Below are 22,550 nucleotides of genomic sequence, written 5' to 3'. Positions count from 1 at the left end.
CCCTACGGGCGCGGGGCCGTAGGGTCCGCTGTGCGGACCAAAGGCCCCCCCGTTGGATGATGGGCGGGATTATGATCGAGGCCCACGCCTGGGCTGGGGCACGGATGGCCGGGATCATGACCAAGGCCGCGCCGGCTCATTCCTCGGTCTCGACCACCACCCCGGCGCCGGTGCGGCCGCGGATCAGGACCAGTTTGCCCAGGGTCGGGTGGCGGGCGGTGATGACGGTGAAGTCGCCGGCGTCCTTTTCGGCCAGGACCTCGCTTTCGTCCTTGAGGTCACGCAGAACCGGTGGGTTGGCGTCGAACATGCGCATCGTTGGGCTCCGGGGGTTGGTCGTTATCGTCAAACGTCGTGCGGGACGGGGTTTGCAACCCCGGCCCGGCGGTTTGGGGTCCTCGCGGAGCCCTTGCTTTCGCGACAGCGTCGAAACGTTGCGGACGGGCGCATGCCCCGTCCGACGTGAAGGTGGTCGTTTGCGAGGCCGCGCCGCACTGGGGTGCGGCGCTCCCAGGGGGCGCGGGGTCAGCCGTAGTGCCGCTCGATGTATTCGTCCACCATGCGCTTGAACTGCCCGACCAGGTCGTCGCCCTTCAGCGTTGCGACCTTCTCGCCGTCCACATAGACGGGCGCGGCGGGGTGTTCGCCGCTCCCGGGCAGGCTGATGCCGATGTTGGCGTGCTTGCTCTCGCCGGGGCCGTTGACCACGCACCCCATGACGGCCACCTGCATGGTCTCGACCCCCGGGTAGCGGGTGCGCCAGGCGGGCATCTGCTCGCGCAGATAGGTCTGGATGTCCTGGGCGAAGTGCTGGAAGGTGTCGCTGGTGGTGCGCCCGCACCCGGGGCAGGCGGTGACCATGGGGGCGAAGGAGCGCATGCCCATGGTCTGGAGGACCTCTTGGGCGACCTGGACCTCGCGGGTGCGCGCCTCCCCCGGGGCGGGGGTGAGCGAGACGCGGATGGTGTCGCCGATGCCCTCCTGCAACAGGATGGCGAGGGCGGCGGTGGAGGCGACGATGCCCTTGGAGCCCATCCCGGCCTCGGTGAGCCCCAGGTGCAGGGCCTGGTCGGTGCGGCCGGCGAGCATCCGGTAGACGGTGATCAGGTCCTGCACCCCGCTCATTTTGCAGGACAGGACGATGTGGTCCTTGGGCAGGCCCAGTTCGACCGCGCGGGCGGCGCTGGCGACGGCGGACTCCACCATGGCCTCGTGCATCACCGCCGCGACCGGCCGCGGGCTGGGGCCGCGGGCGTTGGCGTCCATCATGCGCACGATCAGGTCCTGATCCAGACTGCCCCAGTTGACGCCGATGCGCACCGGGCGGTCGTAGCGGCAGGCGATCTCGATCATGGTCGCGAACTGGCTGTCGCGCTTCTCGCCGCTGCCCACGTTGCCCGGATTGATGCGGTACTTGGCCAGGGCCTGCGCGCATTCCGGATAGTCGGTCAGCAGGCGGTGGCCGTTGAAGTGGAAATCACCGATCAGGGGGACGGTGCAGCCGACGGCGTCGAGCTGGGCGCGGATGGGGGCGACGGCGCGGGCGGCGGACTCGGTGTTGACGGTGATGCGCACCAGCTCGGAGCCGGCCTGCGCCAGGTCCGCGACCTGGCGCACGGTGGCGGCCACGTCGGCGGTGTCGGTGTTGGTCATGGACTGGACCACGACCGGGGACTCGCCCCCGACGGTGACCGGGCCGATGCGCACCGGGAGCGTGGGGCGGCGCGGGAGCCGGGCGTTGGGGGGGGTGGAGACTCGATTCATGCTGACCTCGCCGCGGGGCGGCCTGGGGGACTCGAAAACCGTGCCACGATGAACCTTGCGCCGCCTCAGGGCAAGCAGGAGCGCAAGCCTTGGATGATCGGCAGATAATCCGGGTCTTCCTGATCGATACCGCCGTGGCGGACCAGGAAGTCGATCACCACCAGATTGCAGTTGAGTTTGAACTCATCGGTGTCGCGCACCAAGTGGGCCACGGCCGCCAGCGGCAGGCGGGTGAAGGACTCCACCTCCCCGTCGGTGCAGTGCGGTACGAAGTCGGCCGCAAGCTCCAGGTCGTAGCAGTACATCACGTCCGGCTTCAGCCCGTCGCGCGCCCCGCGGCAGTAGGTCACGGCGCCGACCGGCTCCGCCCGATCCGCCAGCGCGGGCTCGATGTCCGCCTCCTCCCGGCACTCCTTGCGCAGGTTGTCGCGCAGGGTGACGGCATGGGGCAGACCGCCGGCCACCAGGTTGTCCAGGTGCAGCGGATAGACCAGCCGATTCGCGGCGCGCCGGGCGACCCAGAGCTCGATTCCGCCCCCGGTGCGCACAAAACCGTTGAGGTGTTGTCCGAAGGCGCGGACGCCGAACCAGGGGGCGGCGGCGCGGTCGATCAGACAGCGCGCCTGATCGCGCCGCCCCGGGGTTACCGCATAGGACTCGCCGTGCTGGGGGTAGATCAGCCCCGTCTCGACCAGGGTCTGGACCACCTCCGCCAGGACCCGCGTGCGTGCCTGGAACCCGTCCGGGGCACCGGCCCAGTCGACCCGGTGGGCGTCCACGCGGAACTGCTCCGGCCAGCGCCGCAGTTCTTGCGCAAAGCCCGGCCGCACCGAGCCGATCCGCTCGCCCGCCAGGGTCCAGGGGATGAATTCCTCCGGGTCCCAGGCGTTACAGGCGCGAACTTTGTCGAGATAGCTCATGGCGGTTTGATCAGGGGATAGGGGATAGGGGATAGGGGATAGGGGATAGGGGATAGGGGATAGGTCACGAGTCAAGAACAAGTTAAACGCAGAGGCAATCGTTGTCGTTGTCGTTGTCGTTGTCGTTGTCGTTGTCGTTGTCGTATTCGTATTCCTATTCGGAGAGGCGATGCAATTCAGGGTGCGAGAAAATCCGTGGCACTACGATAACCTCGAAAACGAAAACGACAACGACAACGACAACGACAACGGCGCTAAGACGGATTCGACTTGGCCGCCTCCCACAACAACTCCATCTCCTCGCGCACCGCGGGTCCCGGTTGCAGACCGGCCCGGTCCAGGCCAGCCTCGACAGAGGCGAAACGGTGCTCGAAGCGATGGTTTGCGCTGCGCAGCGCCGTTTCCGCGTCGACTCCCAGATGACGGGCCAGATTGACGCAGGAAAACAGCAGATCACCGATCTCATGCACTCGCTCGGCCGAATCCACCGGCGCGGCCAGGGTCTCACGGCACTCGTCGAGTTCCTCGCGGACCTTGTCGAAGACCCCCGCGATGGCGTCCCAGTCGAAGCCGACCGTGGCCGCCCGCCGCTGCAGCTTCTGCGCCCGCACCAGGGCCGGGAGGGCCGCGGCCACGCCGTCCAGGGTCGCGGCCCCGGTGCCCCCCGGTGCCCGTGCCCGCTCGGCCGCCTTCTCCCGCTCCCAGTGAATGCGCACCGCCGCCGCGTCCGGCAGGTCCGCCTCGCCGAAGACGTGGGGGTGGCGCCGGACCAGCTTGTCGCAGATGGCGCGAACCACGTCCGAGAAGGCGAAGGCATCCTGTTCTTCGGCCATGCGGGCGTGGAAGACCACCTGCAACAGCAGGTCCCCCAGTTCATCGCGCAGGTCCTCCAGGGACCCGGACTCGATTGCCTCGGCGACCTCGTAGGCCTCTTCCAGGGTGTAGGGCAGGATGGTCCTGAAGGTCTGGGCCAGGTCCCAGGGACAGCCGCCCGCCGGGTCGCGCAGGCGCGCCATGATGGTCAGCAGCTCGTCGATGGTGGTCTGGTCGGGCATGGTCCGGGCGGCGTGCGCGGTGGGGTTGCCTACTTGTCCTTCTTGGTGACTTTGATCAGGCTGCTCGCCGCGATGTCGCTGTACTTGGCGCAGGCCCCCGCCGGGGAATTGAACCGGTTGAGGGTGTCCAGGGTGCAGCGTCCGGGGTCCGTCACCTCGAGCGCCAGGATCTGATCGCAGCGCACGCCCTGGAAGATCATCTCGCGGTATTGATCCTCGCTCGGACGCAGTTCGGAGAAACTCTTGGTCTGGCTGTCGAAGGGCACGCCGCCGCCGATGAGCGCGGTGAACCGGAAGGACAGGTCGGCGATTTTAAACGGCAGGTTGTTGGTCAGGGTGATGCCGTACTTACAGGCATTTTCATAGGACTTGCGCATGTGGACGCTCACCACGGCGGCGGCCCGCCCGGTGCTGGTGACCGGCGGGGTCCGGTCCTCCTTCGCCGGGGGCGCGGGCCGGGCCTTGGACCAGAGGCCGATATCGGTCGCCATGTCGGCGCAACCGGCGCTGAGCAGGAGCGTCGCCAGGGTCAGGCCGCCAACGAAGGCTGCATTCAAGGGGCGGGGTCGGGGAAAGGACATGGCGTCACCTCTCGCTCGCCCGGGTTTAAGTCCGGGCCTTAGAGTCCGCATGTTAGCGGAAGCCCTAACCCAAGGTCCACGCCGGACACCCGATCAGACCGCAGGAATGTTGCCCGATGTGCGGACGTTTCATCCAATGTTCAGACCCGCAGGACTACGCCGACTACTTCAGCCTGGAACTGGACCCCGAGTCGATGGGGCCGAGCCGTCCCCGCTATAACCTCGCCCCCAGCCAGGGCGTGCTCGCCGTGCGCCTCGGCCCGGACGGGCGGCGGCACCTCGGGCACCTGCGCTGGGGGCTGGTCCCCGCCTGGTCCCAGGGCCCGGACCACCGCTACACCATGATCAACGCCCGCGCCGAGACCCTCGCCGACCGGCCCGCCTACCGCTCCGCCCTGCGCGAGCGCCGCTGCCTGATCCCCGCCGAGGGCTTCTACGAATGGCAGACCCAACCCGGCGGCAAACAGCCCTATCTGATCCGCCGCGGCGGCGAACAAATCTTCGCCATGGCCGGGCTCTGGGAGCACTGGGCCGGCACCGCCGAGGCGGCGCCGATCAGCTCATGCACCATCATCGTCACCGCCGCCAACGCCGCGATTGCGCGCGTCCATGACCGGATGCCGGTGGTCCTCGACCCTGACCGCCAGGCCCAGTGGCTCGACCCCGCCAATCGCGACCCCGCGGCACTGCTCGCCCTCCTCCAGCCGGCCCCGCCCGCCGACTGGACCCTCACCCCCGTGAGTCGGCGCGTCAACAATGCCCGCACGGACGACCCCGGTCTCATCGAGCCGGCCGCGGGACCCTAAGCCGTCATGATCGATTGACAAGCGCGGGGGCGATCCGGATAATGCGCCGCTCGGTGAAGATCGCGCCCCGGCAACCTCCCTCTGGACATCGCCGCGCGGACCCACCCCCAGTCAATCGGTCGGCAGGCATGCGCGGCTGGATAATGTCTCCAAGGACGGGGTCCCTCAGCGCCCGTAGCTCAGCTGGATAGAGTACCTGGCTACGAACCAGGTGGTCGGGAGTTCGAATCTCTCCGGGCGCGCCAATAAAACAACGGCTTAGACTTATCGGGTCTAGGCTGTTTTCATTTGAGTCAGCACTGAGTCAGCACGTGGGGCCAAGTCGGCACCTTTTGCCGTTCGTCGGGTCGCTCAGCAGCAGGCCCCGAACTGCCCGGCCGGACCGCGCCGGCCGCCCCCTCGATGGCGATCCGCAACCGACTGCGCCGTGCAACTCGGCAAGACCAAAACAAGGCGCTACCGGCGCTACACACGCTACCCGATTGTTTTATAAAATAAATATCGGTAGAGCGCCGGTAGCGTCCCGCGCTACCCACGCTACCGGCTTGAGTTTCGAAGAAAAACCAGAAAGAGGTAGCGCCACGGCCTACCGGCGCTCGATCCTGCGAGGTTGCCGCCGGCTCGAAGACCAGGACCCGGCCGACGATCAGCACGAGGTAGTGGTGGGCCGCCGACAGGACCTCGAACACCCCGCTCGCGGCGCCCTCCACCAAGGCGCGACGAACCGTCGGCAGTGACGGCCGCCCCTTGGATGTCGACACTTCAGCCTGTTTTTGCCCATTTTTGGGGTCGGCGGCGGGTCTTTGGGCTGCCTTTCTGTCAACACAGGGGCCGGGTGCCTTGCTCGGGTCGGTCGCGGGCGCAGTGTCCAGGTGAAGCCGGGCGCGTGCCCTGGGATTGCGCTGGCCGCACCGCTCAACCGCGAAGCCGGCGGGCCTTGAGATTGTCCCCGACCTTGGTCCCGGTGAGATGGTGGAGCCTTCGCCGGCCAGGCCCTGAACATCCTCCGGCCTTGGTCGTCAATCGGCCTTGTCAGGCTCGTAGTCGCATCCCCTCAGTGCCTCCCAGAGCTGCCCAGGTCCCAGCAGGATGTCCTGGAGACCGCGGCGTACCCGCTCGGAGTCCAGTGCTTGCTTGCTCATGACGTTGTGGGCCGTAAAGGCGTCAATGATCGCGTTCATCAGAGCGGTGCTCAGGTCCGGCGAGGTTGCGAACTGCTCCTTGGTGTTGTTTCTGGCCTGTTGGACCAGGGTCTCGGACTCCAGGAGCTTGCCCTTGAGCACGCTGTTCACATAGACCAGCTTGTCGTCGTCGGTCAGGGCGCCCTCGAAGAGGTCGTTGATTGCCGCGATGATCTCGGCCAGGCGTGCCCGCTCTTTCTCCCGGACTTCGGCGCCGCCCGGGTCCGTCATGGGCGCGAGTCGCTCGCCGCCCGTGAGCGGCAGTGTCCGCTGGCCCTGATCGTGGAGCGCATGGTGGGTGAGCTGCACCTTCGACAGGTCGACCCCTTCGCGCGTCCGCCCGAATTCCAACAGCGGCAGCAGGCGCTTATAGAAGATCGCCCGCTTCTCGATGGCGGCATTACCGTAATCGAAGATCTGCGAGAGGAACGCATAGACACGCAGGTACGCCCCCAGGTTGCGCTTGAACAGGATCAAGGCGTTCATCGCATCCTGGGCGACCTGTCCCGCCGCGGCATCCCCTCTGGCCTTGGCGGCGTCCAACGCCTCCCGCTGCGCCTTGAAGCGCTTGAGCAGCCGGTCGGCGACCGGCTCCAGGGCCGCGGACAGTTGCGCCTGGGTTGCCTTGGGGTTCAGCTCCACGGCCACCACGCGCTCGATCTCGAAGTCGTCGTAGTAGCCGGCGGCATCGAGGCGGGCGCGCAGGTCGTAGATCAGATTCGGGTCGGTGACGCCCGAGAGTGTAGCGGTCTCGTAATAGGGCTTGAAGGCGGTAAGGATGTCGTCCGGCTCGTTGACGAAATCCAGGATGTAGGTCGTGTCCTTCCCCGGGTGCGCCCGGTTGAGGCGTGAGAGGGTCTGCACCGCCTGGATGCCGGCGAGACGCTTGTCCACGTACATGCCGCACAGGAGCGGCTGGTCGAAACCAGTCTGGAACTTGTTGGCCACCAGCAGCAGGTGATACTCGTCGGTGGCGAAGGCCTCCCGGAGATCCCGCCCACGCAGGGCCGGGTTCAGGGTCAGGCTGCGCTCGGTGAAGGCGTCGGGTCCGGACTCCGGGTCCGGCACCTCGCCGGAGAAGGCGACCAGTGCGCCAATGGGATAGCCCTGGTCGCGGATGTATTTGGTCGTCGCCAACTGCCAGCGCACCGCCTCCACCCGGCTGCCGACCACCACCATCGCCTTGGCCTTGCCGGCCAGGAGCGGGGCGACCGCCTCCCGGAAGTGCTCCACCACCACCTGCACCTTTTGCGCGATGTTGTAGGGGTGCAACCGCACCCAGCGCAGGACACCCTTCAGCGCCTCGTCGCGGACCACATCCTGTTCGTCCAGTTCGCGATCCCCTCCCGGACCCAGTGCGGCGAGCCGGAAGGCGAGCTTGTAGGGGGTGTAGTTACGCAGCACGTCGAGAATGAAGCCCTCCTCGATCGCCTGGCGCATTGAATAGACATGGAAGGCCGCCGGCAGGTTGTCGGGTCCGGGCGGGAGCGCTGGGTCGGGCCGCCGGCCGAACAGCTCCAGGGTCTTGGCCTTGGGGGTCGCGGTGAAGGCGATATAGGTGATGCCGGACTCCTTCGCACCCGCTCGGGCCGTCATCTGGGCCGCCAGCAGGTCCTCCGTGCCCAGTTCCCCGCCGTCCGCCAGTTCTGCCAACTCCTGCGTCGACAGCAGCTCCCGGAGTTTGGCCGCCGCCTCACCGGTCTGGGAGCTGTGCGCCTCGTCGGCGATCACGGCGAAGCGCTTGCCCTGGGTCGCCGCCAACTCCCGCACCGCCTGGATGGCGAAGGGGAAGGTCTGGATGGTGCAGACCACGATCTTCTTGCCCCCCGCGAGTGCCTGAGCCAACTCGCCGCTCTTGCTGCCGCTGTCCCGGGTGATGACCGCCACCACGCCCGCGGTGCGCTCGAAGCCGAAAATCGCCTCTTGGAGCTGGTCGTCCAGCACCGTGCGGTCGGAGACCACCAGCACCGTGTCGAAGAGCTTCTTGTTGTCCGCGTCGTGCAGGTCCGCCAGGAAGTGCGCCGTCCAGGCGATGGAGTTGGTCTTGCCGGACCCGGCCGAGTGTTGGACCAGATACAGACCGCCGGGACCCTCCACGAGCACCGTCGCCAAGAGCTTGCGGGTCGCGTCGAGTTGGTGGAAGCGCGGGAAGACGATCTTATCGATCCGCTTTTTGTGGTCGCGCTGGGCAACCAGATAGCGGCCCAGGATCTCCAGCCAACTCTCGCGCTCCCAGATGGACTCCCACAGATAGGCGGTTCGGTGCCCGCTGGGGTTGGGCGGGTTGCCGGCCCCGCCCGCGTCGCCCCGGTCGAAGGGCAGAAAACGGGTCCCCGGACCCTGGAGACGGGTCGTCATGGCGACCCGCGAGTTGCTGATCGCGAAGTGGACCAGGGCACCGCTCGGAAAGGCCAGCAGGGGCTCCGGCTGGCTCTGGCCCTTGGGCTTGGGGTCCCGGTCGAAGCGGTACTGATCCACTGCGTCTTCCACGCACTGGGTGAAGTCGGTCTTCAGCTCCCCGGTCGCGACCGGCAGGCCATTCAGGAAGAGAGTGAGGTCCAGGCTGTTCTCATGGTGCAGCGAGTAATGGACCTGGCGCACCACCCGCAACCGGTTGGCCTGGTAACGGGCCTCAAGGGCCGGGTTCATGGCGAGCGCCGGCCTGAACTGGGCCAGTTGCAGGGGCTTCTTCAGGCCCAGCAGTTCCACCCCGTGGCGCAGCAGGTCCAGGGTACCGCGGTCGTCGAGTTGCTTGCGAATGCGGTCCAAAAGTACGGTCTCGGTGGCCGCGCCGTGGGTCTTGGTCAGTGACTCCCAGGCGGCCGGCTGGGTGGCCTCGATCCAGGCGATCAGGTCCGGCGGGAACAGTGCATGGGGGCGGTCATAGCGTTGCGCATCCCCCGGCTCATAGAGCCAGCCGTGGGCGGCCAGGTGGGCGCAGATGTCGTCCTCGAAGGCGATTTCCTTGTGCGTCACCGAATGTTCCCCCTTGGGTTTCGAGTTTTCGCTTCTCGATCTGCGATCAGAGCGCCAGGTTCATCCACAGAACTTCGTCTCACTCAGGATGACCCCATCGAGAATGGCGTCTGTGGTCGCCTCGTCGCAACTGCGATTCCCGGGCAATGGGTACTTGGGCTTGCCGTCGCTGTCTATTTGGCGGTCCGCAAGCCGCGTGCCCCCCAGGCACCCGATCCATAGATTGTCCCAGTCCAGTGCCCAATTGTGATTGCTGGAGCGATCACTCTTCGGGTGAAAATGCGCGATCTGCTCGTTGCCCGGCGTCAGACGCATCTCGCAATACGCACAGAGACCGGTTTGGGCTTGACGCAGCGTTGAGCGCAGCGTTTCGTAACAGGCCCGTCCCTCCCCAGATCCCCTGAAGTCCCGCTCCCATTCCGCCGCTGGGTTTGCGGTGCGGAATGCGGTAAGGCATTGCGGCTCGACCGGTTCCTTGGCACAGTGCTTCATAGACCCAGCTCCGCCTCCCACTTGCGGTTGGCGATCAGGGTCCGCGCCTCGATCAGGCTCGGCTCGTCGCCGCCGCGTTCGGACTCCAGCGCTTGCAGAAGCTGCTCTGCCGCCTCCAAGCGGCCATCGCCGATCTCGGCGAACAGCAGGTCCACCCGCTGGGCATATGGGTTGTCGGGCGGTCGGGTGTCCGTGTCCATCACCAGCCGCTGGACCCGTCCGGCGTCTGTGCCATAGGTCTCCACATTGGGCACGAAAAGCTGTTGATCCTTCAGCACCCGGATCTGCCGCGCCTCCAGGGTGGACAGCACCTGCGGACTATGGGTCGCGACGATGATCTGGGTATCCGGGAAGACCCGGCGCAGATGGGGGATGACACTTTGCTGCCATTTGGGGTGCAGGTTCAGCTCGATCTCATCGATCAGCAGGATACCGGGGGCTTCCAGCGGCTGATCCCAACCGGGATGGGTCAGGGCCAGGCGTCGCGCGAAGTCCAGGGTGAGGGCAAGCAGGTTGCGCTGGCCCGCGCTGAGCTGCGCGAGTTCCAGTGTGAGCGTTTGTCCCGCTGCATCCTTCTTGTCCACCTTGAGCCGGGGTGGGTTGTCGTCCGTATAGACCCGCTCGACGCCGTCCAGCATCAGGCTCAGGGCCTTACGGATCGTCGCGAGATCGGGAAACTCGAAGGCCGTGTTCCCATGCTCCCGTGCGGCGCGCAGTTCCTGGTTCTCGCGCATGTAGAACCAGCGCTGAGCGGCCTCGAAATCTGCGCCGGCATCGAATGCGCGCTTGAGGGCTGAATCCCGGTCCATCGCCTCGGGAATTGCCTGCGGTTGCGACCGCCCCCGGCAATTCCGGGAGTCGCGATAGAAGGCGAGGGTTGGGATATCGAGATGCGCACCATGAGCGTCGCCGCCGGCTGGTAGCCAGAGGCCGTCGGGCGCTCGTGCAATCCCAACCGGCTCTGACCAGGTTGTTCCCCGGGATTCAACGTCCAGTTGCGTGGTGAAATCAATTTCTTCGCGACACTTTAAGCTCAGACTCCTGGAGGTGTCTCTCGGGTCGCTTGCAGTGATCGTCGCCGCGATTGCCGATCGCCGCAACCTGCCGTTGCTTCCTTTGGTTTCCTCGGTGCCGATCCGCAAGTCCGTGGGTCGCAGCGCTAACCCGCTGATATCTTCCCATGGCGAGATCTTTGGATCGGCGCTCGTTTGAATTCCGGAAAGCGGGTCTGCGATCACTGGCCGCAACGCCAATGCGATCGCATCCAACAATGCTGTCTTGCCCGCCGCGTTGATACCGATCACCGCGGTTACATCCGGCTCCAGTGACAGGGTCAGTCGCTCGAAGCAACGGAAATTCTCGATCTCGACGCTTGTTAGCTTCATCGATTTCAACCCTTTAGCGCTCGTGCTGGCCATGATCCCCGCGTGGGCGCAGGGGTCATCCTGCGGTTGATCATGCGGCAAGAGATACAAAACAGCAAGCCGGCCGTCGTACGCCCCAGGCGTCGCCGCGGCATCATTTCAGCACGACCTGGACAGCGACCGGGGAGAGCAGTCGCTGCAGGTCGTGCGGATGGATGCCGACCAGATAGCCGCGACGGCCTCCGTTGATGTAGATCAGCGGCAAATCCAGGATGGTCTTTTCGATATAGACCGGCATCGCCTTCTTGGTTCCGAAGGGGCTGGTTCCGCCCACCAGGAAGCCGGTGTGGCGGTTTGCCACCTCTGGCTTGCATGGCTCGACCTTCTTGCAGCCGATCTGCCGCGCCAGCTCCTTGGTCGAGACCTTGCAGTCGCCGTGCATCAGCACGATCAAGGGCTGCTCCGACTCGTCTTCCATGACCAACGTCTTCACCACCTGATGTTCGTCGACATTGAGTTCACGCGCCGATACCTTGGTGCCGCCGTGCTCTTCGTAGGCGTAGAGATGGCTGGAAAAGGCCACCTGGTGCTTGCGCAGGAACTTGGTCGCTGGGGTTTCGGGGCCGGTGTTCGCTTTCATCTTATCTCCGCCGCCTATTGGGCGCATCCGCGGACGTCGATCTTGCCGGTGACGGCGGCGGAGATGAGGGCGGTGCGGCGTTCTTGGAGTAGGGCGATAGCTTGTTCGGCTTCAGCGGTGAGGGCGTCGAAGCGATCGGTCTGAGACCTCACGGCATCCATGATTGATCCCTGCTCCAAGGCCGGGGGAAGAGCGATGACGATGGTTTTGAAATTTTGCCAGTAAAGACGCAAACGGAAATCGGCGACACCGTAGGATAGACGCCTCATCTCCTCGACGGCTGGCGGTGTTCGAAGAGTCTGCTCGACGAACTCGGTCAGAACCTCTCGTAACGGACGTGCGACCACGTAGGCGGGGCTTACCTGGCCTTCGACCGTAACCGCGCCAAAACCGCCTTGCCAAGCACGCATCATATTGTAAACCAAGTCACCTGGCTTGACGCCTTTGTACTTTGTTCGGTCGTCGCTACGCGTGACTTTACGGTCCATCTCATATTCGTCGAGTTCTTTGTCTGAAACACCGTTGTGAATTGAAACAGTGAGGATCGGAAGATCTTCTGCGCCTTGATCGTTGGCTTCCACGAATACTGATCCGAGCCTGAACACTTCCCAGTGGGTTGGTACCTGCCCCAGCCATTCCACCCCCGATTCCTTCATCGGCGCATCCGAGTTCAGGCCTTTGGTTACTGCGTGGAAGATGACCGCCTGGCGCTTCTCCTTCAGCAGTTCGATCAGGATGCGCTGCTCGGCCATCAGGGCGTCGATCTTGGCGGTCTCGCGGTCGAGGAAGCTGGCGATGGCGGTTTGTTCAGATCGTGGTGGGTTCGGAAATGCGAAGGAAGAAAACTGGGCTTGAGACAAGTTTTGCATACTGGAACTGGTTCCAGAGCAAGCCATCTGCACCTGTGACCGGTATTCTGAGGTGAGGGTCCAGTAATGGACGTAAGCGGGGTCACTGCCTTCGACTGTTACCTGCCAGAGCCGATCCGGCAGGAAGATGCCCGCTCTCGCCGTTTTCACAAGTCCGGCTGCGCCGACTAAATCGGGCGTATTCATGCGGCTGACGATTACGGTTCCAGCGCGCAATGGGCACGAAACCCGATCTCGATCCTCTGCAATAACTGTCTTGTTTTCTTCTGGATCAAAGAAGCCACGATACACGCAGCTCGTCTTCAGGACGCCAAGTTCATCTATGTCGGCTGGCGTATCAGTGGCATTAACGCTGGTGCCGGACTCAATGCCAGTCATTGCATACCTAAATGGCGCCGGACTCCAATGTTCCGGGACATCGCCCATCCAGTCCACTCCGGATGCCTTATAGCTCGGATAACGCGGAAAACTCATGCGCGTCCCCCAGCGCTCTCGCTCCCACGCTCCAGCGTGGGAGCAAGTCCCGACGCTCCTGCGTCGCGTGCGGGTTCGGGCCGCTGGAGCGGCCAAGACTGCATTCCCACGCGGAGCGTGGGAACGAGAATAGAGCGGGGGTCGGGGCCGGTCATGCCGTCAATCCATCGATCATGTTCTTGATCCGATCCGTGACCCGCTTGAGGTCGGTGTCGATCGCGGCCCGTGGCCGCGGCGGCTCGAACACATAAAAATGCCGATTGAACGGGATCTCATAGCCGATCTTGGTCTTCTCGTGATCGATCCAGGCATCCGGGGCATGGGGCAGGACCTCGCGCTTGAAGTAGTCGGTCACGTCCTGGGCCAATGGCACGCTCTCGGTGTCGCGCAGTTTCGGGTCAGGCTGGGGCTTGCCCTTGGCCTTGCCCTTCTGGCCGAGCACCGGTTGACCGGCATCGTCCCGCAGTGGCCGCTCCACGGTGATGGTACGGTAGCCGAAGACCTCGTTCTTGAAGATGCGCGAGATCGGCGTCACCCGGACCTTGCCGTCCTGGGGCACGGCCGGATCGGGCTCGCCGGCCAGCAGGACCTGGCGACTCACCTCCTTGCCGGTTGTGTCGGTCAGGATGGCGAGTCGCGCCTCGGCGAAGTCGCCGAAAAGCCGGGTGACGGTGGCGATGTGCTCCTCGGACATCTCCTTGCGCTTGCTCCCCAGGCTCTTGCGCATCTTCTGCCAGAAGCTGCTGGCGTCGATGAGCTGGACCCGGCCGCGGCGGTGCTCGGGCTTGCGGTTGGAGAGTATCCAGACATAGGTGCTGATGCCGGTGTTGTAGAACATATCCGTGGGCAGGCCGACGATGGCCTCCACCAGGTCGTTCTCCAGGCAATAGCGGCGAATCTCGCTCTCGCCGGAGCCGGCCCCGCCAGTGAAGAGCGGCGAGCCGTTGAGCACGATGCCGATGCGGCTGCCGCCGTCCGCGGCCGGACGCATCTTGGAGATCAGGTGCAGCAGGAAGAGCAGCGACCCATCCGAGACCCGCGGCAGGCCGGGGCCGAAGCGCCCGTTGTAGCCCTTCTGCTCGTATTCCTTGCGCACCGCCGCCTCGATCTTCTTCCACTCCACGCCGAACGGCGGATTGGACAGCATGTAGTCGAACAGCTTGCCCAGCAGCCCATCGGCGGACAGGGTGTTGCCGAAGACGATGTTGGAGACGGCCTGACCCTTGATGAGCATGTCGGCCTTGCAGATGGCGTAGGACTCGGGATTGAGTTCCTGGCCGAACATGGTCAGGCGCGCCTGGGGGTTCAACTCCGCCAGATACTCACCGGAGACGCTCAACATGCCGCCGGTGCCGGCGGTGGGGTCGTAGATGGTGCGCACGGTGCCAGGGCGGGCCAGCACGGCGTCGTCCTCGATGAAGAGCAGGTTGACCATCAGCCGGATGGCGTCGCGCGGGGTGAAGTGCTCCCCGGCGGTCTCGTTGGAGATCTCCGCGAACTTGCGGATCAGTTCCTCGAAGACCAGTCCCATCTGGTGGTTGTCCACCGACTCCGGGTGCAGGTCGAAGCCTGCGAAGCGCTCGGCCACCTGGTAGAGCAGGCCGGACTTGGCCAGGCGCTCCACCGTGGTGTCGAAGTCGAAGCGCTCGAAGATGTCGCGCACGTCCGGGGAGAACCCCTGAACATAGGTGTAGAGGTTGTCGGCGATGTGGTCCTGGTCACCCATCAGCCGCTTCATGTCGAGCATGGACGTGTTGTAGAAGCCGCACCCGGTGACCCGCAGCAGGAAGGGTGCGGGGTTCAAGCCCGCCGTGCGCTTGGCGGCTAACTCGGTGAGCGCCGCGGCCTTGGTGTCCTCCAGCACGCAGTCCAGGCGCCGCAGGACGGTGAAGGGCAGGATGATCCGACCATAGTCGGACTGCTTGAAGTCGCCGCGCAGCAGGTCCGCCACAGACCAGATGAAGGAGGAAAGGGCCTGTTGGTTCATGGGGTCCGGGTTACTTGCGTCATGGGGTCTGCGACCTTGGGAGGGACGTGACCGGTGGCCGTCCCGCTAGTGATGGGGCGGATCGGCGGATGCTACCCCGCGCTGCCGACGCGCATCGAAAACACGCGGTTTCGGCGACATCCCGGCGTGAGGATTGACTGGCTGCCGAGGTCTGGCATCTCGGGATTGGGCAGCGCCGGTTGGGCGGGGTGCTTGGTCCGAGCATCACGAGCCCTCAGCGGGTTGGCCAGTCGTTCTGGTTGCTGGCGTCAGCAACGTCCGCACATCCCAAGAAGCCGTGACAAGATGCCGTAGGATGCCACAGGACACCCTATGTAATCTCCTGCCCATCGCACAAAAGGCTCAGGGCCGGGGCCTCCCGCACGGCGCCAGAGGCGCCGGCCCGGACCCGGTGCTCTCTCAGGGCTCGTCCGATAAATTCCCAAGCATCCGATCCTGATCTCGCAGCGCCCGCGCCAGTTCCCGCAGCGTGGGACGCTGCCCACCCCTGTCGGCGTTCTGCGAGGAAGTCGCCTTACCCGCGGCCGTCCGTGGCCCCGTGGACCGCTCCCACGGCCTCCAGGTGCGGATCAGCGTGGCTTGGCGTGCCCGCCGCTCCGAAGTCCAAGGAGTGCCCATGGGTATGCTCCAAAAGTTCGTTCGGCTGAGCGTCCCCGTCTCGGGCTTTATTTATCAGAAGTTCAAGGAAAAAATAGGGGCCAAGGTAAGCCAAGTGAACGCACCTTCAAGCGCAATCCTTCAACAGGGGTGCCGGGTCAGGGCGGTGAAGGGGCCGACTTTTCGCGGATCAGCCTAGACCCGGCCGTAACTTGATCAGCTTTCCGTCAGTTCCAAGCGCCGCTCGATGCGCTCAACACGCCGCCGCAGTCCGTCAAGATCGGACTTGCCCGAGTAAACCGCCGTCGTCAGGGCGCCGACTTGCTGCCCGAGCGTGGCAAGGTGCAACTCGATACTTGTGAGTCGTTCGCCGTGGTCGGCCTGAGTCGCGCGGATCGCCCGCAGGTGTTCAAGGACCAAGCTTTCAATCTCTGCCGTCATGTTTCATTGCTCCGGGTCAGTTAAAGACACGCCAGACAACCGTCAGGGTGAGCGCGAGATTAAGCCCGATCATCCAGTTCAACAGGGTCAAGCGTCCCTTGGCCTTGGCAAGGTCGCGTTTCAACTCCAAGGGGAATATCTCCGCCGCGGGCCGCGGGTTGCTCTCGGGGTCGGCAACGCTGGGCCTCGCAGTCGTTAGCCGATCCAGGATTTCGGCCGTGGTGCGGGCAAGGGTCGCGGCTTGCTGTTCGCTGAATCCGCCCGCCTTGAGGGTGTCGGCATAGGCCAGGGTGTCAAGAACAAAAGTGGTCATGGGTGCGCCTCGCTGAGTTCCAGCCGCCGCTCTACCCGGTCAAGCCGCCGCTTGATGTCGTCAACATCGGACTTGCTTGCATAGACGGCCGCGGTCAGTCCGGCCAGTTGTTGACCGACTGCGGATAGTTGAATGCTGTTGCCTGTGACCTCCCGCTTAAGGTCGGCCAGGTCCGCGCGGATCGCCCGCAGATGCTCAAGGACAAGGCTTTCAATTTCGGCCGTCATGGTGGGGTGCTCCGCGTGTTCGGTTGTTCGTCTTGGGGGTCACTTGGCAACGGTCCGGCCGCGGGTCGGAAGCTGGGTAACCTCTGCCGTCGGCACCAGTCCGGGCAACGTGACCACGTTGCCCCCGTCGCTACCCAGCAGCCGGGCCAACTGCCGGCCGGGCATGTCGTTGTCCGGGTCCTTCACGAAGCGCCGCAACCACTTCCGCCAGTCGTCGGACAGGGGCTTGTCGGCCAGGATGCGGCGAACCTCCCACTGCCAGCCTTCCAGGGCCGCGCGCTTGTCCGGCAGGAAGTCGGAGCGGTCGTAATGCTCGCTCGCCACGTCGTGCAGGGCATGTTTGAGTCAGCACTGAGTTAGCAGAAGGGGCCGAGCCAGGGCGTACCATGCAGTAAAGGATAGCACAGGCGAGCGGGCTAAGATGTTGTTACAGCGTAAGTAAGCGTAACCAGTGGGAGGCGGGAGAAACCGCTTAACCTGTCTACGAACCAGGTGGTCGGGAGTTCAAGCCTCTCCGTGCGCGCCAATAGAAGCACGGCTTAAGACTCATCGGGGCCAAGTCCGCGGCCGCCATCCAGCGCTATGCTGTTGCTCAGTGACGGTTGGGCGGTGGAAAAGATCGCTTTCCTTGGAATTCAACCACGAACCCAGCGAGTCTACCGGCCAGGGGAAGCCATCGGCGTTCGCGCGAAAACTCGCCCGAACTTGTGAATGCTTGCACGTCCGCGGGCCGCCCGCTCCGCCTCCCGATGACACGGCGGACCAATCCAAACGGCTGGCACCCAACCGCGGCCTGAGCCTTACGAGGACCAACCGATGAACCCGACACGACTGGATCGCTACCGCGGCTGCCTGCTCGGCCTGGCTGCCGGGGACGCCCTGGGCACTACCCTGGAGTTCCGCGCGCCGGGGAGCTTCGAGCCGATCACCGGCATCGCGGGCGGCGGACCCTTTCACCTCAAACCCGGTGAGTGGACCGATGACACCTCCATGGCCCTGTGCCTGGCCGAGAGTCTGGTCCTGTGTCGGGGCTTCGACGCGGCGGACCAGATGCGGCGCTATGTGCGCTGGTGGCGGGAGGGGCACTTGAGCGTCACCGGCGCCTGCTTCGATATCGGCAACGCCACCCGGGGCGCGCTCGGGCGCTTCGAGCAGACCGGCGATCCCTTCGCCGGCGCCACCGACCCGCGCTCGGCCGGCAACGGCTGCATCATGCGCCTGGCCCCGGTTCCCATGGCCTTTGCGGGGGACCCGCACCAGGCCATCACCCTGGCGGCCGAGAGTTCGCGCACCACCCACGGCGCCCGCACCTGCCTGGATGCCTGCCGCTACATGGCCGGCATCCTGGTCGGCGCACTTAACGGAGTGGACAAGGGGACCCTGCTCGGACCCCGCTACAGCCCGGTGCCGGGGCTCTGGGGGCGGGAACCCCTATGCCCGGCGATCGACGCCGTCGCCGCCGGTTCATTCAAGGCCAAGGAGCCGCCCGCGATCCGCGGCAGCGGCTATGTGGTCGAGGCCCTGGAGGCCGCCCTCTGGGCCTTCCACCGCACCGACTCATTCGCCGCCGGGGCGCTGGCCGCGGTCAACCTGGGCGACGATGCCGATACCACCGGGGCCATCTATGGGCAACTCGCGGGGGCCTGGTACGGACTCGACGGCATACCGCGGGAGTGGCGGGAGGTCGTTGCACAGGCGGGGCTTATTCTGGGGCTGGCGGAGTCTTTGTCAAAAGTGATCCGGCCAGCGCATCGCGCAATGAAGGACGCGGAGAATCTCCAGTGCGTCCGCAGTGAGGCGATAGGCGACGATGTAGGGTGTTGACGGAACCACCAGTTCACGCGTGTCCGCAACCCGGCCGCTGCGTCCCAGGTACGGATGGTCGGCAAGGTGTTCCACGGCGTCCATGATCCGCAGTACCGCCCGGACGGCGGCCTGCCGGTCATCGACCTCGATATAGGCCTCGATCCCGTCAAGGTCCCGGGCCGCGCGTCTAGTCCACCGGATTCGCAATCTTGGACTCCCAATGCCGTTTCAGTGCCTCATGGGCCACGAAATCGCCGGCATCGGCAGCGGCGATACCCTCCCGGATCGCGGCGACCTGCCAGGCGTTGAGCCGCAGGTACTCGTCGATGGCCTGCGCTGCCAGGTGGGAGGTCGAACAATCGGCGGCCTTGGCGAGGGTGGCCAGTGCCTCGCTGGTCTCGTCGCTCAGCCGCAGGGTCATGGTCGGCATCGGTGGTCGCTCCTAATTACGAAGGCTGGCTGTAAGTGTAGGCGCGCTTGAGGCCCGGTCAACCCTTATCCACCCGCCGGAAGTGCCCCTCGATGACCCGGGGTCCGCGCTCGGCACCCGGGCCATGGGTGCGGACCGGCATGACCTTCACATACCGGCGGACCACCCAGCGGCGCAGCGGCGGGATCAGGAGCAGGAAGCCGACGGTATCCGTGATAAAACCGGGGAGCAGCAGGAAGAGGCCGGCGACCAGGAGCAGGGCGCCGTCCAGGATGTCCAGGGCCGGGGCCTCGTCGCGGGCCAGCGACTCGCGCACCCGCATGAGGACGCCGAACCCCTGACGACGGACCAGCCAGGCGCCGAGGATCGCGCACAGGATCGACAGGGCGATGGTTGGGACGGCGCCGATGAGCGAGCCGACCTTGATCAGGAAATAGACCTCGATCAGGGGCAGACCGATGAACAACAGAATAAAAATTGGCACTGCAGGGGGCCTCTGGATGAGTGGGGGGATGCGGGGGAGCCGGCCGGGGGTTCTGACGCGGGCGCGGGCGGGCCGTTTGCGGGGTCCGATCGCGGCAGGACGCCGCTCCCACGGGGTCCTGGTCGGCTTCGGACCGGCATTGATGGCCGGACCTTTGTCCCCGAGCGGTGCGTTCAAGTGGCAGCAAAGGGCGGGCCGACGCCTTATCATCCCACAATGTGGCGGCGCCTGGCCGCCGCCCTGAGGCCGCAGGAGGATTTCCATGACCGCTGAGACCGATTACCCGCTGGTGCTCTGCACCTGCCCGGACCAGGAGTGCGCAACCCGCATCGCCGAGCGGCTGGTGGAGGAGCGGCTCGCTGCCTGCGTGAGCCTGGTGCCGGGGCTCAGGTCCATCTACCGCTGGCAGGGGGCGATCCAGCACGACGCGGAGGTCCTGCTCCTGATCAAGACGGTGGCGGGGCGCTTCGACGCCCTGACCGAGACCTTGCGCGGGTTGCACCCCTACGAGGTGCCGGAGATCATCGCGCTCCCGATCGACGCGGGGCTGCCCGACTACCTGACCTGGATAACCCAATGCACCCAACCAGACACCTGAGCGCCGGGGCCCGGTCCCTGCCGTCCCTGCTCCTCCTCATGGCGTGCCTGTCGGCCCTGGCCGATGAGGCCTTTCTGCCGCCGGAACAGGCCTTCCAGGTTGCGGCTCAGGCCGCGGGGACGGACGCGGTGCGGGTGCGCTGGACCATCGCCGAGGGCTATTACCTCTACCAGGGCAAGCTCCGCTTTACGGCCCAGACCCCTGGGATCGCACTCGGGACCCCGGCCCTGCCCCCCGCCGAGACCAAGCAGGACCCCTATTTCGGCGAGATGCAGGTCTATCGCCGCCAGGTCGAGGTCCTGCTGCCGCTCACCCGGGAGGCCGGGAGCGCAGACACGCTGGCCCTGGAGGTGACCTCGCAGGGGTGTGCCGATGCCGGCCTGTGCTACCCGCCCGAGCGTCAACGCCTCGAGGTCGGACTGCCCCCGGGGCCCGCCGCGGCAGCCGCGTCGCGACCGCAGCCGGCGCAGACGCCGGGCGCGGCCCCGGCGGCGGCCGAGGCCCCGCCCTCGTCTTCCCCCATCGGCGCCGCCGCCCTGGGTCTGGGCAAAGCCGTCGGGGCGGCCGCGCGGCAGGGGCAGGACCACGCGATCCCGGCCGTCGAGGAGGCCTTCCGCTTCCAGGCGACCGTGGCCGCCCCGGACCGGCTGGACCTCGCCTGGGACCTGGCCCCGGGGACCTATCTCTATCGCGACAAGCTGGTCCTGGCGCTGGAGGATGCCTCTGGGGTAACGCTCGGGGCCTTCCAACTGCCCCCGGGCGAGGTCGAGAAGGACGGGATCAGGCCGGACGGCAGCATCGGTGAGGTGGAGGTCTACCGGGATCGCGTGGCCCTTCAGGTACCACTGGTGCGTCACGCCGGCGCCGCGACCGAGGTCACCCTGGTGGTCAAGGATCAGGGGTGCGCGCAGCAGGGGCTTTGTTACCCGCCGCAGACCCGGCGGGTCAAGCTCGCGCTGCCGCCGGCGCCGGGCGGCGCTGATATCGGGGGCACGGGCGGGGCGGCGCCCCTGCAATCGGCCGCGCCGGACCGGCGCGCGACGCCCCCGCAGGCACCTCCACCGGGGATCCTGGAGGCGGTCTCCGAACAGGACCGGATCGCCGCGGTCCTGGCCGGCGGCAACCTGTGGGCGGTGGTCGGCCTGTTCTTCGGCTTCGGGCTGCTGCTCGCCTTCACGCCCTGCGTCTTCCCCATGATCCCCATCCTGTCGGGCATCATCGCCGGGCGCGGGGCCCACCTCAGCACCCGCCGGGCCTTCACCCTGTCGCTCGTCTATGTGCTCGCCATGGCCTTGACCTACACGCTCGCCGGGGTGCTGGCGGGGCTGTTCGGGGGCAACCTCCAGATCGTCTTCCAAAACCCCTGGATTCTCAGCGCCTTCGCCCTGGTGTTCGTTGTGCTGGCACTGTCCATGTTCGGCTTCTTTCACCTGCAACTGCCCTCCGGACTGCACGCCCGGCTGGCGGCGCTCAGCCACCGGCAGCGGGGCGGCACCCTGCTCGGGGTGGCCGTCATGGGCGTACTCTCGGCCCTGATCGTGGGTCCCTGCGTCGCCCCGCCGCTCTTCGGGGCCCTGATCTATATCAGCCAGACCGGGGATGCGGTGCTCGGGGGGGTGGCGCTCTTCGCCCTGAGCCTGGGGATGGGTGCGCCGCTCCTCGTCATCGGCACCTCCGCGGGCAAGTTCCTGCCCCGCAGCGGGGCCTGGATGGGGACGGTCAATGCGGTCTTCGGCGTGGGCCTGCTGGGGGTGGCCATCCTGCTGCTGGAGCGCATCCTGCCGGCGGCGGTGACCATGCTGCTGTGGGGCCTGCTGCTCATCGGCTGTGCAGTCTACCTGGGGGCACTCACCCATCTGGCCCCCGGGGCGAGCGGTTGGAGCAAGCTCTGGAAGGGGCTCGGGGTCGGCCTGCTGATCTACGGCGCCCTGATGCTGGTGGGCGCCGCGGCGGGCGGCAAGGATACGCTCCAGCCCCTGCGCGGCCTCCTGGCCGGGGCCGGCGCGGCGGGCGGCGGCACGCCGCAGACTGCCTTCCAGCGCATCAAGACCGGGGCGGACCTGGATCGCGAACTGGCCGCCGCGCGGGCCAAGGGGCGGCCGGTGCTGCTCGATTTCTACGCCGACTGGTGCGTCTCCTGCAAAGAGATGGACCGCGACACCTTCAGCGACCCCGCGGTGATCGCCGAGTTGCAGCGGTTCGTCCTGCTGCGGGCGGACGTCACCGCCAACGACCTGGACGACCAGGCCCTGATGCAGGGGCGCTTCAAGCTCCCCGGGCCGCCCGCCATCCTGTTTTTCTCGCCGACGGGGACCGAGGTCGCCGGCCTGCGGCTGGTCGGGTTCAAGCCGGCGGCGGAGTTCGCGCAACATCTGCGGCGGGCGGCTCCCGCGGGGCCTTAGCCCGACGTCGGCGCCGGTTTGGAGCGCGGACAGAGTTGCCGGGTGCGATCAGAGCTGATGTGGCGACCGAGATCCCGGGTTCGTTGTCGTTGTCGTTGTCGTTGTCGTTGTCGTAATCGAAT

Annotated in this window: 22 protein-coding genes and 1 tRNA gene; 5 read left to right on the top strand and 18 right to left on the bottom strand. The window is 66.2% G+C overall.

The features are described 5' to 3' along the window. Positions 1-136: 136 nt before the first annotated feature. The 5 genes from QZY48_RS30460 to QZY48_RS30440 form a co-directional block, all read right to left on the bottom strand. Complete coding sequence (locus QZY48_RS30460; protein WP_100922143.1) at positions 137-316, bottom strand: hypothetical protein; 180 nt, start codon at positions 314-316, stop codon at positions 137-139. 209 nt (positions 317-525) lie between these two features. Next, the gene (gene ispG / locus QZY48_RS30455; protein WP_295437681.1) at positions 526-1,764 is read right to left on the bottom strand and encodes a flavodoxin-dependent (E)-4-hydroxy-3-methylbut-2-enyl-diphosphate synthase; all 1,239 of its coding nucleotides are present in this window, start codon (positions 1,762-1,764) and stop codon (positions 526-528) included. 65 nt (positions 1,765-1,829) lie between these two features. Beyond that, positions 1,830-2,684, bottom strand: a complete 855-nt coding sequence (locus tag QZY48_RS30450) for a DUF4743 domain-containing protein (RefSeq protein WP_295437678.1) — start codon at positions 2,682-2,684, stop codon at positions 1,830-1,832. Between the two features lie 254 nt (positions 2,685-2,938). Next, positions 2,939-3,739: a nucleoside triphosphate pyrophosphohydrolase gene (gene mazG, locus QZY48_RS30445; protein WP_295437675.1), complete on the bottom strand. Its 801-nt coding sequence runs from the start codon at positions 3,737-3,739 to the stop codon at positions 2,939-2,941. Positions 3,740-3,768: 29 nt separating this feature from the next. Further along, positions 3,769-4,320: a hypothetical protein gene (locus tag QZY48_RS30440; protein WP_295437672.1), complete on the bottom strand. Its 552-nt coding sequence runs from the start codon at positions 4,318-4,320 to the stop codon at positions 3,769-3,771. 116 nt (positions 4,321-4,436) lie between these two features. Here QZY48_RS30440 and QZY48_RS30435 point away from each other — a divergent pair, with 116 nt between their 5' ends. Further along, complete coding sequence (locus QZY48_RS30435) at positions 4,437-5,126, top strand: SOS response-associated peptidase (protein ID WP_295437670.1); 690 nt, start codon at positions 4,437-4,439, stop codon at positions 5,124-5,126. Between the two features lie 168 nt (positions 5,127-5,294). Beyond that, a tRNA-Arg gene (locus QZY48_RS30430) sits at positions 5,295-5,371 on the top strand. A gap of 774 nt (positions 5,372-6,145) precedes the next feature. Here the strand turns inward: QZY48_RS30430 and QZY48_RS30425 are convergent. The 10 genes from QZY48_RS30425 to QZY48_RS30380 form a co-directional block, all read right to left on the bottom strand. Next, positions 6,146-9,283 carry a type I restriction endonuclease gene (locus QZY48_RS30425; RefSeq protein ID WP_295437667.1) on the bottom strand — a complete coding sequence of 1,046 codons (3,138 nt, stop codon included), beginning with the start codon at positions 9,281-9,283 and terminating at the stop codon, positions 6,146-6,148. A 60-nt stretch (positions 9,284-9,343) separates the two neighbouring features. Then, positions 9,344-9,775 (bottom strand): retron system putative HNH endonuclease, encoded by a 432-nt coding sequence (locus QZY48_RS30420; protein WP_295437665.1) that lies wholly within the window; start codon positions 9,773-9,775, stop codon positions 9,344-9,346. Next, positions 9,772-11,193 carry an AAA family ATPase gene (locus QZY48_RS30415; RefSeq protein WP_295437663.1) on the bottom strand — a complete coding sequence of 474 codons (1,422 nt, stop codon included), beginning with the start codon at positions 11,191-11,193 and terminating at the stop codon, positions 9,772-9,774. Before QZY48_RS30415 ends, QZY48_RS30420 begins: the two co-directional genes overlap by 4 nt. A 100-nt stretch (positions 11,194-11,293) precedes the next feature. Then, positions 11,294-11,779: a Cys-tRNA(Pro) deacylase gene (gene ybaK, locus QZY48_RS30410; protein ID WP_295437660.1), complete on the bottom strand. Its 486-nt coding sequence runs from the start codon at positions 11,777-11,779 to the stop codon at positions 11,294-11,296. A gap of 14 nt (positions 11,780-11,793) precedes the next feature. After that, on the bottom strand, positions 11,794-13,122 hold the full coding sequence (locus tag QZY48_RS30405; protein ID WP_295437658.1) for a restriction endonuclease subunit S: 1,329 nt from the start codon (positions 13,120-13,122) through the stop codon (positions 11,794-11,796). 151 nt (positions 13,123-13,273) lie between these two features. After that, complete coding sequence (locus QZY48_RS30400) at positions 13,274-15,109, bottom strand: class I SAM-dependent DNA methyltransferase (RefSeq protein WP_295437656.1); 1,836 nt, start codon at positions 15,107-15,109, stop codon at positions 13,274-13,276. An 834-nt stretch (positions 15,110-15,943) separates the two neighbouring features. Beyond that, complete coding sequence (locus QZY48_RS30395; protein WP_295437655.1) at positions 15,944-16,168, bottom strand: hypothetical protein; 225 nt, start codon at positions 16,166-16,168, stop codon at positions 15,944-15,946. Positions 16,169-16,184: 16 nt separating this feature from the next. Continuing rightward, on the bottom strand, positions 16,185-16,481 hold the full coding sequence (locus QZY48_RS30390; protein ID WP_295437654.1) for a hypothetical protein: 297 nt from the start codon (positions 16,479-16,481) through the stop codon (positions 16,185-16,187). Then, complete coding sequence (locus tag QZY48_RS30385) at positions 16,478-16,708, bottom strand: hypothetical protein (protein ID WP_295437653.1); 231 nt, start codon at positions 16,706-16,708, stop codon at positions 16,478-16,480. The genes QZY48_RS30390 and QZY48_RS30385 overlap by 4 nt, the downstream gene beginning before the upstream one ends. A 39-nt stretch (positions 16,709-16,747) precedes the next feature. After that, positions 16,748-17,032: a hypothetical protein gene (locus tag QZY48_RS30380; RefSeq protein WP_295437652.1), complete on the bottom strand. Its 285-nt coding sequence runs from the start codon at positions 17,030-17,032 to the stop codon at positions 16,748-16,750. Positions 17,033-17,524: 492 nt separating this feature from the next. On the opposite strand from QZY48_RS30380, the gene QZY48_RS30375 reads away from it, so the two are divergent. After that, the gene (locus QZY48_RS30375; protein ID WP_295437650.1) at positions 17,525-18,532 is read left to right on the top strand and encodes an ADP-ribosylglycohydrolase family protein; all 1,008 of its coding nucleotides are present in this window, start codon (positions 17,525-17,527) and stop codon (positions 18,530-18,532) included. On the opposite strand, the gene QZY48_RS35155 is transcribed toward QZY48_RS30375, so the two are convergent. The 3 genes from QZY48_RS35155 to QZY48_RS30365 are packed head-to-tail and all read right to left on the bottom strand — an operon-like array spanning position 18,437 to position 19,428. Next, positions 18,437-18,721, bottom strand: coding sequence for a type II toxin-antitoxin system RelE/ParE family toxin (locus QZY48_RS35155; RefSeq protein WP_366929814.1), 285 nt, complete (start codon positions 18,719-18,721; stop codon positions 18,437-18,439). The genes QZY48_RS30375 and QZY48_RS35155 overlap by 96 nt on opposite strands. After that, complete coding sequence (locus QZY48_RS30370) at positions 18,702-18,944, bottom strand: CopG family transcriptional regulator (RefSeq protein ID WP_295437648.1); 243 nt, start codon at positions 18,942-18,944, stop codon at positions 18,702-18,704. The genes QZY48_RS35155 and QZY48_RS30370 overlap by 20 nt, the downstream gene beginning before the upstream one ends. Positions 18,945-19,002: 58 nt before the next feature. Then, positions 19,003-19,428: an FxsA family protein gene (locus tag QZY48_RS30365; RefSeq protein WP_295437647.1), complete on the bottom strand. Its 426-nt coding sequence runs from the start codon at positions 19,426-19,428 to the stop codon at positions 19,003-19,005. A gap of 262 nt (positions 19,429-19,690) precedes the next feature. On the opposite strand from QZY48_RS30365, the gene cutA reads away from it, so the two are divergent. After that, a complete protein-coding gene (gene cutA / locus QZY48_RS30360; RefSeq protein ID WP_295437645.1) occupies positions 19,691-20,026 on the top strand; it encodes a divalent-cation tolerance protein CutA in 336 nt (111 codons plus the stop codon). Continuing rightward, positions 20,005-22,428: a protein-disulfide reductase DsbD gene (dsbD, locus tag QZY48_RS30355; RefSeq protein ID WP_295437642.1), complete on the top strand. Its 2,424-nt coding sequence runs from the start codon at positions 20,005-20,007 to the stop codon at positions 22,426-22,428. Before cutA ends, dsbD begins: the two co-directional genes overlap by 22 nt. The last annotated feature ends 122 nt before the right edge of the window (positions 22,429-22,550 follow it).

Source organism: uncultured Thiodictyon sp., assembly GCF_903828115.1.
In the GTDB taxonomy this organism is placed as follows: domain Bacteria; phylum Pseudomonadota; class Gammaproteobacteria; order Chromatiales; family Chromatiaceae; genus Thiodictyon.
The sequence above is the reverse complement of the archived record's forward strand: the minus strand, read 5'-3'. Positions and strand labels throughout refer to the sequence as shown.

Coding starts and splice junctions, on each gene's coding strand:
- QZY48_RS30460 (WP_100922143.1), bottom strand. CDS start 316: ATGCGCATGTTCGACGCCAACCCACCGGTTCTGCGTGACCTCAAGGAC.
- ispG (WP_295437681.1), bottom strand. CDS start 1,764: ATGAATCGAGTCTCCACCCCCCCCAACGCCCGGCTCCCGCGCCGCCCC.
- QZY48_RS30450 (WP_295437678.1), bottom strand. CDS start 2,684: ATGAGCTATCTCGACAAAGTTCGCGCCTGTAACGCCTGGGACCCGGAG.
- mazG (WP_295437675.1), bottom strand. CDS start 3,739: ATGCCCGACCAGACCACCATCGACGAGCTGCTGACCATCATGGCGCGC.
- QZY48_RS30440 (WP_295437672.1), bottom strand. CDS start 4,320: ATGTCCTTTCCCCGACCCCGCCCCTTGAATGCAGCCTTCGTTGGCGGC.
- QZY48_RS30435 (WP_295437670.1), top strand. CDS start 4,437: ATGTGCGGACGTTTCATCCAATGTTCAGACCCGCAGGACTACGCCGAC.
- QZY48_RS30420 (WP_295437665.1), bottom strand. CDS start 9,775: ATGAAGCACTGTGCCAAGGAACCGGTCGAGCCGCAATGCCTTACCGCA.
- QZY48_RS30415 (WP_295437663.1), bottom strand. CDS start 11,193: ATGGCCAGCACGAGCGCTAAAGGGTTGAAATCGATGAAGCTAACAAGC.
- ybaK (WP_295437660.1), bottom strand. CDS start 11,779: ATGAAAGCGAACACCGGCCCCGAAACCCCAGCGACCAAGTTCCTGCGC.
- QZY48_RS30405 (WP_295437658.1), bottom strand. CDS start 13,122: ATGAGTTTTCCGCGTTATCCGAGCTATAAGGCATCCGGAGTGGACTGG.
- QZY48_RS30400 (WP_295437656.1), bottom strand. CDS start 15,109: ATGAACCAACAGGCCCTTTCCTCCTTCATCTGGTCTGTGGCGGACCTG.
- QZY48_RS30395 (WP_295437655.1), bottom strand. CDS start 16,168: ATGACGGCAGAGATTGAAAGCTTGGTCCTTGAACACCTGCGGGCGATC.
- QZY48_RS30390 (WP_295437654.1), bottom strand. CDS start 16,481: ATGACCACTTTTGTTCTTGACACCCTGGCCTATGCCGACACCCTCAAG.
- QZY48_RS30385 (WP_295437653.1), bottom strand. CDS start 16,708: ATGACGGCCGAAATTGAAAGCCTTGTCCTTGAGCATCTGCGGGCGATC.
- QZY48_RS30375 (WP_295437650.1), top strand. CDS start 17,525: ATGAACCCGACACGACTGGATCGCTACCGCGGCTGCCTGCTCGGCCTG.
- QZY48_RS30370 (WP_295437648.1), bottom strand. CDS start 18,944: ATGCCGACCATGACCCTGCGGCTGAGCGACGAGACCAGCGAGGCACTG.
- cutA (WP_295437645.1), top strand. CDS start 19,691: ATGACCGCTGAGACCGATTACCCGCTGGTGCTCTGCACCTGCCCGGAC.
- dsbD (WP_295437642.1), top strand. CDS start 20,005: ATGCACCCAACCAGACACCTGAGCGCCGGGGCCCGGTCCCTGCCGTCC.